The sequence below is a fragment of the Moorena bouillonii PNG genome (assembly GCF_001942495.1).
Taxonomy (GTDB): domain Bacteria; phylum Cyanobacteriota; class Cyanobacteriia; order Cyanobacteriales; family Coleofasciculaceae; genus Moorena; species Moorena bouillonii.
The window spans coordinates 6399088-6413178 of record NZ_MKZS01000001.1; the positions used below are offsets into that span (position 1 = coordinate 6399088).

Below are 14091 nucleotides of genomic sequence, written 5' to 3' on the forward strand. Positions count from 1 at the left end.
ATTTAATTCGCCTACGGAAAACGCACCATTACGGTCTTGGGGGTTCCCACGGGGCTTACAAGGTGCGGACGCAGGTTCCGCACACAGCCCCTCCCCATGAGCGACTGCATCAAGAACCGCTTGTTCAGAGGTAGCGCGGTCTTGGGGGTCCCCCCCATGAGCGACTACCGGTGGTGTTTTTAAGTCACTGGAATTCTGTTGAGGTGCATCCGGTAGGGACTGAATGGTTTGCCCACGGCTTGGTTTGGATACACCAATACTGGCAGTAGCAGCGATCATTGCTGCTAACAAAGGAGATAAACGCATTGTGTTGTTTGTTTTTGACACTTCCACACACCATTCCTATTGGGTCATTGGTCATTGGTAAACTCTCAGTAAGCCATTGATTACTGGTTGACGGAGGGCTAACAACTCCAGTGCCATAGGAGCAACTATTATATTAGTTATTAGTTGTCAGCCACAGTACCATGACTGAACACTTGACCTAAGCAAGCAATGCGCATGCCTGTTGTCTATTTTCGTTCGTCTGTGGTTATTTTTACCAATGTGCTGAATTTTTTTGGGTTACGGGTTAACGATGGCATCAATCCCGTCACTTGTTGTCAACCTGTCACGTCTAGTCAGAGGCTGATTAGAGTTTGCTCTCAAGAACTTTTTGTAGCACTTGCTGATAGGCTTGTTCTACATTGCCCAAGTCCTTGCGAAATCGGTCTTTGTCCATCACTCGACGCTCCGGATCAGTTTCAGCTTGGTTCCAAAGGCGGCAGGTATCAGGACTGATTTCATCGGCTAATAGTAGTTCTTCAGACGGGGTTAAACCAAACTCCAACTTGAAGTCTACTAGAGTAATGCCACACTGATAGAAGAAGTCAGTCAGAATTTGGTTGATTCGCAACGCTTGCTCAATCAGTTGTTTCAACTGCTCAGGCGTTGCTAGTTCCAGCAGTAGTAAGCGATCGCGTGTTAACAAGGGATCTCCTAAGTCGTCATTTTTTAAATAAAATTCCACTAGGGGCTTCGGGAGTACCCGACCTTCTGGTATTCCAGTTTGTTGACATAGACTACCAGCAGCAATGTTCCTGACTACCACCTCCAAGGGCACAATTTTTACCTGTTTGACCAACATTTGGTTGGGAGTAGGACGGTCAATGAAGTGTGTAGCAATTGCCTTCTCTTCTAAGACTTTGAACAAATGAGATGCGATCGCACAATTAATCTCACCCTTACCAGAAATCTGACCTCGCTTTTGGGCATTAAAGGCAGTGGCATCATCTTTAAAGTGAGTTAGCAGAATCTCTGGGTCATCGGTAGTATATAGGATTTTCGCTTTACCTTCGTAGAGTTTTTGATCAGGGGACATAATCAGTAAGATGATGGTTCACTGACAATATCTTGACAGATAGATTGAGCTATATCCGCGATTCATAAGGGGCTGTTTGCGCCACCTACGGGCGCACTTTATAAGCTCCGTCCCAAAACCGGATTGGGAAAACATGTGGCGCGTAAGCGCGGATCTAGCTCAAGTTTGTCACCAAAACCGAATATGCCCTTGTGTTTTGCGTAGTACAACTAAAACCTGATGTCTATTACAGCAATCACAATCATGCAAAATCAGAAATTTTGCTAGGAAGTTATAGTATGATCAGTTAAGTTAAGGTTAGGTTAAGAACGTCTGGTGCAGGCAATAGCTATGGTAGATCCATCTGATTTTTTATACCCTCACAGTCCCTATCACGGTCAGTTCAAGCCAGAAAACCTGGTTTTTAACGCTAATTTACAGGAATTTGCTCAAAAAGTAAACTACATCTGTAATCTCGAAACTGCTGGTAAGCTGCCTCCAGAAGAGGCTTACCAGCAGATTAAACAACTGTGGAAAGACTTGAAACAAAGCAAAAAGAGCCTGGGTATATAGGTATATAAAGGAAGAAATAGTTCATACTTCACTTCGTGGTCATCGTGTAAACTCCATCCCAGGAATCATCAGGAGGATGATCACAATAGTTTTTAGCTCGGTTAATATGGGTCTTGACAGGCCGGTCATTTGGTTGTATGTCTAGTGCATCAGTAAAATACTTGAGTGCCTGGTTAAAGTCTCGTTTGATGTAAGCATTACGCCCTGCTTGATACAAATCCAAGAACCGTTTTCTTTTATCGGTAAGGGATAGGTCGGTTTTGCCAATTAATTCATAAATCCTAACCGCTTGGTTTTTACCTTTGACCCGGATTTGATCTAACTCCCGCACCACAATGCGATCGCGGCACAAATTATAGGTAGACTCACTCAAGATAATATCGCAGCCATACTCTTTGGTAACGCTTTCGAGACGAGCACTTAGATTCACCCCATCTCCAATAACCGTATAGTCCATCCGTTTTTGGGAGCCGATATTGCCGGAAACCACTTCTCCAGAACTAATTCCCATCCCAATCCGGATTTCGGGTTGGTTGTTACCCCTGCGATTGGAATTAAATTTTGCTAAGCGTGAGCGCATATCTAGAGCTGATTTGACAGCCTTCCAAGCATGATTTGGCAGGGGTAAAGGTGCTCCAAACACGGCCATCAAGGCATCTCCAATAAACTTGTCCAAGGTGCCATCGTGATTGAATACAGCCTCTACCATGGTTTCAAAATACTTATTGAGCAACGATACCACCTCTGTTGCTCCGAGATGTTCTGTTAGGTTTGTGTAGCCCCGGATATCGGAAAATAGAATTGTTACTTCTTGCTTCTTGCCCTGCATTAAGGTATCTTCCCCGAGGGCTAAGACTTGATCAGCAACCCGTGGAGTCATGTAGCGATACATGGCTGTCTTCATACGCTTCTCACGAGTCATATCTTCTAAAACCACCAACCCACCCCGCACACTTCCCTCTGGGTTGAGCAAAGGATTGACGCTTAGGTTTAGACTGCGTTCAATTTCCTGAACTTGGTATTTTGACAAATAATAAGTAGATGAAGATTCTGTGTGGGGTATTTCATTCCAGGGTACATAAACATTCGGATCATCCCACTTTGGCATTGCCAGGACCATCGATGGTGATCCTAAATCCCCTTGAGGAGCTTTATACAGACCAATCTTCAGAGTTTGTTCTGGCATATAATGCCGAGTCCCCGTAGCCAAGCTATCTTGCCAACGCCACTGGAGATTGTCAATCGGCACTATATCCCAGATGTATCGACCAGTGAGCTTAGACTGCCACAATTTCCAATCGGGACTGCCTTTTCTACGATTAGGACCACCTAGGAACTTGATGGCTGCATCATTGATCATCACAATTCGTCCCTGCATGTCAGTGGAAATCACTGCGTCGGTTAGACTTTGCAGGATATCTTGCTGATATTGCTTTTCAATCAGGACGCTTTCAAACAGCTGGGCATTTTCCAGAGCTATGCCTGCCTGAATATTAAACGCCCTCATAAACTCTTGATCAGAGCTGGTAAAGTAGCCTTGGTGCTTGTTGATTAACTGGGTCACACCAATTAATTTATTTTTGGAGTTAAATACCGGCATACAAAGAATACTTTCGGTGCGATAACCGGTTTGTTTGTCAGTGGTCGGGTCAAAACGGTCGTCTTTATAGGCATCTGGAATATTGAGCGGCTTACCAGTGGATGCTACATAACCAGCAATACCTCGGTTGGCTGGTATTCTGATTTCTATGGTGTTTTGTCCATCCGCTGTAGCTACCTTACTCCACAGTTCGTTGCGATCTTGGCATAGTAAAAATAGCGTAGAGCGGTCCGCTTGCATTAGATCCCGAGCCTGCTCCATAACTAAACTTAGGGTTTGTTCGAGCTTCAGACTTTTCCCCAGAGACTCAGTTGCCTTGAGTAGAGCAATCACTCCCCGTTGGTTGCGAGCTGCCCGTTGAAATGATTGGCAGGCTTCGAGGATGATGCCAAGGTCGTCGGCAAAGTCCCGAAATTGCTTTTCGTCGGTACTATCGAAGGGCACACCGCCAGTTTTATTCAAAAAATTTATTACAGCAATCACCTGGTTATTGCGATTAAAAATTGGCATACACAGGAGGCTTTGGGTACGATAGCCAGGGATTTCGTCAAATTCTGGGTTAAATAGGGGATGATGGTAAGCAACTGACGTATTGAAAGACTTGCCAGTGGCGGCAACATGACCGACAACACCCTGATTGTGGGGAATGCGGCGTTCTATTGTTTTGTTCGTGTGACGTTGGGGAATGTTTGCCCATAGTTGACCTGTGTCGGTGTCAACCATGAAAATAGTGGCTTGGTCTGCCTGTAGGACTTGACCAACTTTTAGGGTTAAAGCCTCTATCACCTGCTCTAGCCGAGTTTCCAGAGCATCATTGTTGATCAGTGCGATCGCTCCCAGAAACTGTTGGAAATCAGCAGCAAAGAAATCTAACCAGCCGCTAAATTGAGGAATGGATAGGGTTTTGATGCGATCAATCAGATTACTGGTTTGTGAGGGTTGAGTTAACTGAGATAGTGTAGCGGTAACACTACTGGTGTTCTGTCTTGTCATACTTCGTCTGCTCCTGCCTTTGGAGGCGCGTGAGGGCAAGTCAACTGGGCAGATAAGAATTGCTGCGTTGATAAGTCTTCTATCGTCTTTGACTTCAAAAACATGACTTGACACCCTGGTTATCAGTAGATCTGAGGATATATCTATCCTGATTACAAGTTTGACATATCTCTCCAGTAAAAATCAGTACCCTAAGGGGTACTTCAATAGTGGATAGATTTCCCTAAAACTGTTAAGGATTCTACTATTACAATAGTAAAATTTTCGATAAGATTTTCTAAAAAAGTCAGTAATCTCAACCGGATTAGGAACGCTTAGACCCTGAAACGCTTACCTTTCACGCTCCCAATCACCCTAGCTTAAACCGTTGAATTAGGCACAGTTAATTAGGCCTTAGGTTACGAAAACTCCAAACCTAACACCTAATATCGTTAATTGTGGGGTTAATTGTGGGTCAGACCTGCGGGATGCTTAGGCAGCGGAAGACATGGATTCGGAAAACACGATTGCCTGGTAGTAATTTTGCAATTGGCGTGTAGCAGCTGACCAACTCCAGCGTTCAGCTTCTGCTCTAGCATTGCGGCGCAGAGTTTCCCGTTCCTGCTGTTGTGCTAAGAGACGCTGAGTTGCTGCGATCGCTCCTTGCTCATCTGCTGGATCGTATAAATACCCATTCATCCCATCCGTGACAATATCGGGAATTCCTCCAGAGTTGGCTGCTACCACAGGACAACCTGCTGCCATCGCTTCTAGTAAGACTAGTCCTAAGGTTTCTGTCCTAGAAGGAAAGATAAATGCATCAGCAGAGGCAAAGGCAGACCCAAGTGTTGTACCGGTAAGGTAACCCACGAAATGAGTCGGGGTTCCAGCAAAGTGTGCTTCTAGTTCCTTACGGTGCGGTCCATCTCCTACTAATGCTAGGCAAGCGTTGGGAATTGCTTCTAGCACTAGCTTGATCCGCTCAATTTCTTTTTCAGCAGAAAGACGGCCTACATAAAGGAGTATGGGGCTGTCTGGATTTCCTTGGGAAAGATGCGATCGCATTTGGGATGAAGCTAACTCTGGTTGGAACGTTTCCGTATCCACACCTCGCTGCCACAAGTCTACTCGCTCAACACCATGGTCTCTTAATTCCTGTACCATAGCATTAGAGGTACACAAATTCAGCTCAGCTTGATTGTGACTAACCTTAATTAACTCCCACATCACTCCTTCGAGCATACCCAATCCGTAGTGCTGGAGGTACTGAGGTAAATGGGTGTGGTAGGAGGCAACCAAGGGAATATTCATCACCTTGGCATAATATAGACCTCCCAACCCTAATACTGCTGGGTTGACAACATGGATCAAATCTGGTTGAAACTCTTCTAATACCCCACCAATCGAGGGTCGTGGCAGGGCTAGCTTTAATTCGGGATACAAGGGTAGGGGAAAGCCAGAAACACCGTAAATTTTGGCTCCTTTGTAGGCTTTGAGTCCCCCTTCTGGGCATATAACTAGCACTTGGTCACCGTTACGCTGCAAATGTTCCACCGTATGGCGCAACCGGGTCACGATGCCATCAACTTTGGGTAGAAATGTTTCAGTAAAAAAAGCAATTCGCATAATTAGTGATTATTGATTAGTCATTAGTTATTATTGATTAGTCATTAGTTATTAGTAGTTTATAGTCCGTTGATCCAACTTGCGTGACCTTACTCGCTAAATGTATCAGGTTTGGGGCATTTGTTGAACATGACATTAGTTTATAGGTATTAGACCATTGGTGATGGTGTTTAGAGATTCCACCAAGCCCTTGACTCTAAGCTGATCGGTTTCGCTATAATCGTTGTTTATATGGAACCTTTTTTGAGGTCGAACCGCCAAGGTTAGAGTGAATTCTATAGTTCAGTAAATTCTGGGGTTGGGATCAGCACTTCTGACGCGAAGCTAGTCCTAGGTGCAAAGTGAAATGCTCCAGCAATCGAACCCCAAACTAGTTCATCGGTTTGGGGGTCACGTCCCCTATCAAGACTAATCAATTTTTCTTCCATTACTTCAAAGCTACTATCGAGATAGGTTTCTTTACTATTCCGTACCACCAAGCAAGCTTTACCTGGTTCTACTTCGGCTTTGAAGCTATGACCAGTCCAGGTAACATTGAACGTGCAACCAGGAAGCTTCTCTAACTGTTGGGCACTCAGGGATTTTAGACGTTCTAAATCACGGGAAGCTCCGTATAATAGTTTTTCATCCTGAACCTTGTAATTTTCGATTTTGATTTGCCCGTCTAGCTCAACAATCTTTAGCACCCGCACTCGGTAGGGGGTGTTGAGCATATAGTCATAGGCTTGCTCAAGGAACAAGCTACATCCATCTAGCACTGACCAAGGTAGAGGACGCATGCAGACGCGGATGTGAGCATACAATGGTGGATTCTCAAACGCCTGCTGTTGGTTACTAAAATCAGCTGCCATCCAGCGAGCTAAAGTAGCGATATCCGTAGAATGAGTCATTACCAGAAGTGTTGAACTTAGAATAGCGGGAACTTCGGATGAAGTAGTGTTTGATGCAGTTGGTATCTTTAGAATACATGGTATTGATGCAGTCCCTTATGGTTTGGGTTCTGCATCAATACCAATTGCTAAAACCTTTAGTTGACAAGCACCCATGATGACCCTGATCCAAAGTTCCCTATTCTGTATTTCCTGCGCCCAGCGCTATAGCTGATAGTTTACTGGCGAGAGCTTGGGAATCCCTCTGGTTTCTTTGGGCTATTTTAAACCTTTAATCCCAAACAACAGAAACTGTGTCACCTGAGCCTCACTAAAATTATTATCACTCACCAAAATTAAACTCTGAGTGCCATCACTCAAGCGCGGACCAAGGGTCATTCCCTCTAAATTATCTAAGTAAATCCCCAATTCACTCAAATCCAACAACAACTTTTTTTGCAGTGGCTTAATCTTGGCAATATTACCCTTGAGACTAGCAATTTTGGTGGTATCGGTTGCTCCACCGGTCACCACTTGATAAAGTTTGGCACTGAATCCAAATAAACCATAGGTACGCTCCAAACTCAGAAAATGTCCTGCAGTATCCAATGCTAATAACTCAGTCAAACCGTGAGCAATGGTGTTAGGGGGGTCTTGGTCGAGTAAGTAAAGATGTTCACTAACCAGCATTGGAGGAGTAACGTCTCCAATCAAATAGTGCAACCAACGAATTCCCGCTGCTTGTTCGGTATCTGTTTCTGGCTGGTCTTGGTGTAGGGAGTACTCACTGGCACTAAATAAGCGAAATGACTCTTGCCCACTGGCTGCAGCTAGGCTGATCGGTTCTAAGGTTAATGCTTCAAAGCCTAAGTTATCTTGGATACCATTACTGACTGTTTCTAGGTCAGTATCATTCGGTAGATAACGCTGGGGAATTTTTAAATTTTGCAACTGTTGTCCTGTTGCTATATCAAACTGCCGAATGAATGGAGCAATGCCTTGATTAGTAGCCCCTTCACTAGAGATAAATACAGAATCTTTTCCAGACCAAGCAATCCCTTCTGGATCTAGGGTACCCCTTACAAAGGTTTCACCATTTTTATCTTTGAGGAAAGTGACATCTTCCACTTCTACGTTTTCAATCCCTATGTTTCCTGTATCGGTGGGATTGAAGGTTAGTTTCAGGGTGTAGAATCGGGCTGGAGCTAATCGAGAACGATCATCAGAAACAGCTAAAAAGCGATCGCGTTCCCGATCATAGGCCAATCCTGACAATCCTCCCACTACTGTATTTTTGAATTCCGTTTGGGGGAGTTGATACTCCCCTAAGAAGTCCACGGAAAGGTTGAGGAAGGTGCGTTCTTCTGCTGTGATGGCTGGTAAAAAGCTACAGGTAGTGGTGAGGCTACTCAGGAATATTATTACCACAACCCATAGCATCGTTGATAGTTTTTTAGGTTTTCTTAACATTAGGTCAGTCTACGAGTACCTTAACTTACTTGTATTATTACGTGGTTCGACCAGAAGTGTTGATTGTTATAAATTAGGTCTGAAAAAAGCACCAAGCTGTATAATAATTGGTGCTGTATAAAGAATAAATTAGCGCGTCTTTTTTTTTGACAATCAAAAAAGACGCGATAGTTAAAAAAAATGATTTATTCGTTAAGTATTTTTAATTTATCTAATTTGTAAGAGATACTTGTTCAATTGTGCAGTTAGACCCTCAACTTGGGGGGCTTTCATAATGGTGTAATGGTCTCCAGTAATAGTGTGAGTTTGGAGATCACCATTAACTAGAGAACCCCAGCCGTGGGTTGGGTCTTCAATTACTGCTGGGGAAGTTTGACTAGCATTTATAAGGAGAAGTGAACCTGGATAAGCTTTTGGTTGATAATGAGAGTTTGCCATCATATTTGCTTGAAAAACTTCCCATAAAGACCGCATTTGCTCTATTTCTAGGTCTGATGGCAATATCCCTTGCTGTTTGCCTTGCTCAAATAGATGCTTGACTTGCATCGGATGTTCAAGTTGTCTAAGTGTTTCATGGGATATATCTAACTCTTGGCCATAGAGACCTCCCAAATCTTGAGCCAATTGATTTACTATCATGGCTTGATCTATTTCTGAAGGTTTCCGCATTACAGTGGGTGCATAACTGTCTATTAAAGTTAGAAGAGCCACTGGAGTATTTTTAGCCTGTAATTGTTGTGCCATCTCATAAGCAATTACACCTCCCATAGACCAGCCTATTAGGTGTAATGGTCCTTGGGGTTGAATTGGTTTTATTGCCTCAATATAATGGGATGCCATCTCCTCAACAGAAGTTAAGGGTTGCTGTTGTCCATCTAAACCGAGAGATTGTAAACCATATACTGGATAATCTTGAGCTAAATGACGAGCTAACTCTGCATAACACAGGACATTACCACCAACCGGGTGAATACAGAATAATGGAGGTTGGTTTCCACTGGTTTTAATGCCCACTAAGATGGGATTTTGTGTATTTACTGAAGAACCCAGAAGGCTGGCTAGTTGTTCAATGGTGGGACTTTGGAAAAGGGTGGCTAAAGGTAAATTGATTTGGAATTGTTGTTGAATTTTTGACATCAGACGGACAGCATTAAGGGAATGACCGCCCAGTTCAAAGAAGTTATCTTGTACTCCGACAGAGGTGAGATTCAAAACTTCTGACCAGATTTGAGTCAGTTGAAGTTCTATGGTTGTACATGGTGCGACGTATTTATGTTCTCGGGTAATTTTCCCATCAGGTGCGGGTAGGGCAAATCGGTCTACTTTGCCGTTTGGTGTCAACGGTAGAGTCTCCAAAATCACTAAGGCACTGGGCACCATGTATTCTGGTAATTTCGTTTTGAGGAAGCTAGATAATTGTGAAACCAGATGGCGATTCGATTCTTGCTTTAAGGGATTGTTGGCATAAGCACTCCAGGCTTTGATTGGAACAGTTGCTTCCAAGTTTGGAATTACCCTTTGGGAGTCACAGGCCGATTCATTACGTATAAAGATGGCATCATAGCAACCATTGCCGCCAGTACCAGACCAAGTAATATGTACCGAATAAGGTAATTCATCCTTCAAATTCCATAAATTGTCCGGCTCTACCCCTATGTGTTTTTTCTCCTGCAAAATCTTACGCAATTGACCTACAGTTTCGAGTTTCCTGAAGTCATCAAGCTCTTGAACAAGTGTGACTTCTTCTTGCAAACGAGCATTAGGGATGTGCTTAATACCAACCACCTCTGGCTTCTTATCTAGTAAAATTCGTTTGATAGCTGATAAGTTTAAACCCTCTTGATCATAGTCAAGCCATTCGGGGGTGACTGTGGCACATACTTCCTGGCCAACATGAAGAATTACATCGTAACGGAACTTAGTTAGCTCATTCTGATAATCCCCAGGTTTCAACTGGATTTGAACTTGTTTTATTTCTGGGATATATTCCCTTAAAGCTAGAAAGAAGGCTGGGTCGATCACCAATTCTTCTTCTTGCTTAACAGCTGTTTTTACCTGCTGCCTCAATTTGTCTATGGTTAATGAATCTGAGGCGCGATCAAACTTAGTTGCGGTATGAAACGTTTCTAATAATGGCAAGCTGCGAACATCACCGACAAATAGGAAACCTCCTTTCGTTAAACTATTTACTGCACCTTTCAAAACTTCTATCAGGTAATCGATGCTTGGAAAATACTGCACAACTGAGTTAAGGATAACAGCATCGAATCGGCCTTTTTCAATGCCTGTAAAATCATCAGCCAGTTTTTGGCTTAGGCTTACATGTGAATAGCTATCTTCAAACGGTTGGATTTGCTGCTGAACATAATCTAAAGCTACCTTACTAAAATCGGTACCATGGTAACTCAAACAATGAGGAGCAATCTGGAACAGCAACATGCCTGTGCCACAACCGATCTCCAACACATGTTTGGGTTGCCAAAAGATAATTTTTTCAACAGTGGAATCTACCCATTGACGCATTTGCTCCTTAGGGATTTGGTTACCTGTATAGCTGCTTTTCCAACCTAGAGTGTTGTAACTGGTTTGTTGAATTTCTACTGCGTCACTGTAGATATTATTATATATTCCTTGCCATTGCTCAATCTGTGATGATTGTAATGGATTTTCGACAATGGATTGATTGTTTTGCTCACAAACTACATAAGCAACTAAGCGTTTGTTACCAGGAATATCTTCTCGGGCAATGACTGCAGCTTGTTGGATGTGGGGGTGGGTGGACAGGACTGCTTCGATTTCTCCGAGTTCAATACGGAAGCCTCGAATTTTGACTTGGTTATCGATCCGACCGAGAAATTCAATGTTACCGTCTGGTAGGTATCGCGCCAGGTCTCCGGTTTTGTAGAGTCGTTCTGTTTTGGAACTACAGAAGGGGTTGGTAATGAATTTTTCTTTCGTTAGTTCTGGGCGATTGAGGTATCCTCGGGCTAGTCCATTACCTCCTATGTATAATTCTCCAGGTACTCCTATGGGTACTGGTTGGAGGTGGCGATCTAGGATGTAGATTTGAGTATTATTAATGGCTTTTCCAATAGGAACAAAATAACCACTAAAATTATGATCTAATTGAGCTAATGTAGACCAAATAGTTGCTTCTGTCGGACCATATAAATTCCATAAATGTTGGCTATTTTTAATTAATTCACCGGCAACCGTTTTATCTAATGCTTCTCCACCACATAGAATTTTTAATTGTTTGTTTCCTTTCCATCCTGCAGTTAACAATAATCTCCAAGTTGCCGGAGTGGCTTGCATTGTAGTTACTTGGTAGTTGTCTAGAATTTGTGCTAAAAGCATTCCATCTGTGGCAATTTCTCGGCTTATAACAACTAAGCGTGCACCGGTAATTAAGGGAAGATATAATTCTAATCCAGCAATATCAAAAGATAAGGTAGTAACTGATAGAAAAATATCCGTTGATTCTAATCCTGGTTTTTGCTGCATTGATTCAATAAAGTTCACCAATGCTTTGTGGTTAATTTGTACACCCTTTGGTTTACCAGTAGAACCAGAAGTATAAATCACATAAGCCAAATTATCCGAGTCAACCCCAACTTCAAGATTATCTTGACTATATTCCTCAATTGCTCCCCATTCACTATCCAAATAAACCATCTGTGTGTTATGTGAGGGCAAAGATTCTACTAGAGACTGTTGAGTCAACAATACTTCCACACCTGAATCTTCTAACATATAACTCAGTCGTTCTGAGGGATAATTAGGATCCAGGGGTACATAAGCACCACCAGCCTTGAGTATCCCCAACAGTCCTACCACCATCTGTACAGAACGTTCAACACAAATACCTACCAATACTTCTGGTCCTACTCCTAAGTTTTGTAGGTGATGTGCTAATTGGTTAGCCCTTTGATTTAATTGACGGTAGGTCAACTGTTCTTGCTCAAACACCACAGCTATAGCATCGGGTGTTTTTTCTACCTGCTCTTCAACTAACTGATGAATACATTGATCGATAGGATAGTCACTGGCAGTATCATTCCACTCCACCAACAGTTGATGGCGTTCCCTTTCACTCAACAACGGTAACTCTCCCACTCTAAGTTGGGGATTGTCCACAATTGCTGACAACAAGTTCTGGAAATGAGTAGCCATCCGTTTAATAGTAGACCTATCAAACAAGTCCGTGTTGTACTCCCATGTCCCCACCAATCCCATCTCTGTTTCCATCATTGACAGGGTCAAATCAAACTTAGACGTAGTACTCTGTTGATTTAACTCACTCAAACTCACACCTGGTAAGTCTAATGTCCCCATCGGTGCATTCTGCAGCGCAAACATCGCCTGGAACAGGGGAGAATGACTTAATGACCGTTGGGGTTGCAATGCTTCGACTACCTGTTCAAACGGTACATCCTGATGTTCATAAGCTTTGAGTGTGGTGTCCCTGACTTGTGTAAGCAACTGAGAAAAACTGGGATTATCGTCAAAATGGGTTCTCAATACCAGGGTATTGACAAAGAAGCCAATTAGTGGCTCTATGTCACGGCGATTGCGATTGGCTATAGGTGTACCAATTAAAATATCTTCTTGACCGCTGTAACGATGTAGTAAAGTCCCAAACGCCGCTAACAGAGTCATAAATAAGGTAGTACCACTATCTCGAGACAGGGTTTGCAACTTCTGGGTTAATTCAGTATTTAAACTAAAACTTTCAGTCCGACCCTGATAAGTTGGCGCAGTTGGGCGAGGGTAGTCAGTAGCTAACTGTAATAATTTGGGAGCACCCTCTAATTTCTGTTTCCAGTAATTAAGTTGGGTTTCTAGTATTTCTCCACTTAACCATTGTCTTTGCCAAAGGGCAAAGTCAGCATATTGAATCGGTAATTCCGGTAACGGGGATGGCGCTCCTACACAAAAGGCTTGATATAAACTTGATAGTTCTTCGATTAATATTCCCATCGACCAACCATCCGATACGATGTGGTGCATGGTCAGCACTAACACATACTCACTGCTGTCTAGTTGCCATAATTTACAGCGGATTAATGGTGCTACCTCTAAGTCAAAGGGAGTTGTTGCTTCACGTTGTACTTCTTGCTTTAAGATAGTCTCCCGTTCTGGTTCTGGGTATTGTTGTAGGTCTACTACATTGATGTTAATGGTGCTGTCGGAATCAATTACTTGTATTGGTTTGCCATTAATAGTGGAGAAACTTGTCCGTAGTACTTCGTGACGATTGATTATTTCTGATAAGGCTTGTTCTAGGGCTAACACATTTAGGTTACCGGTGATTTGTAAAGCACCGTGCTCAATATAAGGAGCTTTTGACCCTTCAAGTTGATCAATCAACCACAGTCGTTCTTGACTAAAAGATAGGGGTAATTTTTGGTCTCTAGGAATAGCTTTAATTGGTGGGTAATTAGTATTATAACCTTGACCATTTTGTTGCAAAAAAACTATAATTTCTGCTTGACGTTCAGCTATTTGTTGGCGTAGCGCAGGGGTTATAGTTCCTTTATTAACACGACAAAGGAGTTTTTCACCGTTGGTTGAGATATTAATCCCCTGGTTGTGAAGCCAAGATATAAATTCAACTATATTTACCTGGTTGTTATTCATAA

General features: G+C 42.9%; 8 protein-coding genes. 1 reads left to right on the top strand and 7 read right to left on the bottom strand.

Annotation, left to right across the window (positions count from 1 at the left end; translation table 11 throughout):
- A partial coding sequence (locus BJP37_RS40100) for a hypothetical protein (RefSeq protein WP_158069784.1) occupies positions 1-327 on the bottom strand: 327 nt, incomplete at its 3' end.
- Positions 328-631: 304 nt separating this feature from the next.
- Positions 632-1360: a phosphoribosylaminoimidazolesuccinocarboxamide synthase gene (gene purC, locus BJP37_RS26090; protein ID WP_075903196.1), complete on the bottom strand. Its 729-nt coding sequence runs from the start codon at positions 1358-1360 to the stop codon at positions 632-634.
- Positions 1361-1690: 330 nt separating this feature from the next.
- Between purC and BJP37_RS26095 the strand changes: the two genes are divergently transcribed.
- Positions 1691-1912, top strand: coding sequence for a DUF7219 family protein (locus tag BJP37_RS26095; RefSeq protein ID WP_075903198.1), 222 nt, complete (start codon positions 1691-1693; stop codon positions 1910-1912).
- Positions 1913-1940: 28 nt separating this feature from the next.
- Here the strand turns inward: BJP37_RS26095 and BJP37_RS26100 are convergent, their stop codons facing one another.
- The 5 genes from BJP37_RS26100 to BJP37_RS26120 all read right to left on the bottom strand — a co-directional run bounded on the left by BJP37_RS26100 (position 1941) and on the right by BJP37_RS26120 (position 14089).
- On the bottom strand, positions 1941-4505 hold the full coding sequence (locus BJP37_RS26100) for an adenylate/guanylate cyclase domain-containing protein (protein WP_075903200.1): 2565 nt from the start codon (positions 4503-4505) through the stop codon (positions 1941-1943).
- Positions 4506-4976: 471 nt separating this feature from the next.
- Entirely contained in the window at positions 4977-6110 is a 1134-nt protein-coding gene (locus BJP37_RS26105; protein WP_075903202.1) for a glycosyltransferase family 4 protein, read from the bottom strand.
- Between the two features lie 275 nt (positions 6111-6385).
- Positions 6386-7000 (bottom strand): chromophore lyase CpcT/CpeT, encoded by a 615-nt coding sequence (locus BJP37_RS26110; protein ID WP_075903204.1) that lies wholly within the window; start codon positions 6998-7000, stop codon positions 6386-6388.
- Between the two features lie 258 nt (positions 7001-7258).
- Complete coding sequence (locus BJP37_RS26115) at positions 7259-8419, bottom strand: esterase-like activity of phytase family protein (RefSeq protein ID WP_075903206.1); 1161 nt, start codon at positions 8417-8419, stop codon at positions 7259-7261.
- Positions 8420-8656: 237 nt separating this feature from the next.
- A complete protein-coding gene (locus BJP37_RS26120) occupies positions 8657-14089 on the bottom strand; it encodes a non-ribosomal peptide synthetase (protein ID WP_075903208.1) in 5433 nt (1810 codons plus the stop codon).
- Positions 14090-14091: the final 2 nt, after the last annotated feature.

Bases quoted from the DNA above. Each gene is read 5' to 3' on its own strand.
- purC (WP_075903196.1), bottom strand. From the start codon at position 1,360: ATGTCCCCTGATCAAAAACTCTACGAAGGTAAAGCGAAAATCCTATAT.
- BJP37_RS26095 (WP_075903198.1), top strand. From the start codon at position 1,691: ATGGTAGATCCATCTGATTTTTTATACCCTCACAGTCCCTATCACGGT.
- BJP37_RS26100 (WP_075903200.1), bottom strand. From the start codon at position 4,505: ATGACAAGACAGAACACCAGTAGTGTTACCGCTACACTATCTCAGTTA.
- BJP37_RS26105 (WP_075903202.1), bottom strand. From the start codon at position 6,110: ATGCGAATTGCTTTTTTTACTGAAACATTTCTACCCAAAGTTGATGGC.
- BJP37_RS26110 (WP_075903204.1), bottom strand. From the start codon at position 7,000: ATGACTCATTCTACGGATATCGCTACTTTAGCTCGCTGGATGGCAGCT.
- BJP37_RS26115 (WP_075903206.1), bottom strand. From the start codon at position 8,419: ATGCTATGGGTTGTGGTAATAATATTCCTGAGTAGCCTCACCACTACC.
- BJP37_RS26120 (WP_075903208.1), bottom strand. From the start codon at position 14,089: ATGAATAACAACCAGGTAAATATAGTTGAATTTATATCTTGGCTTCAC.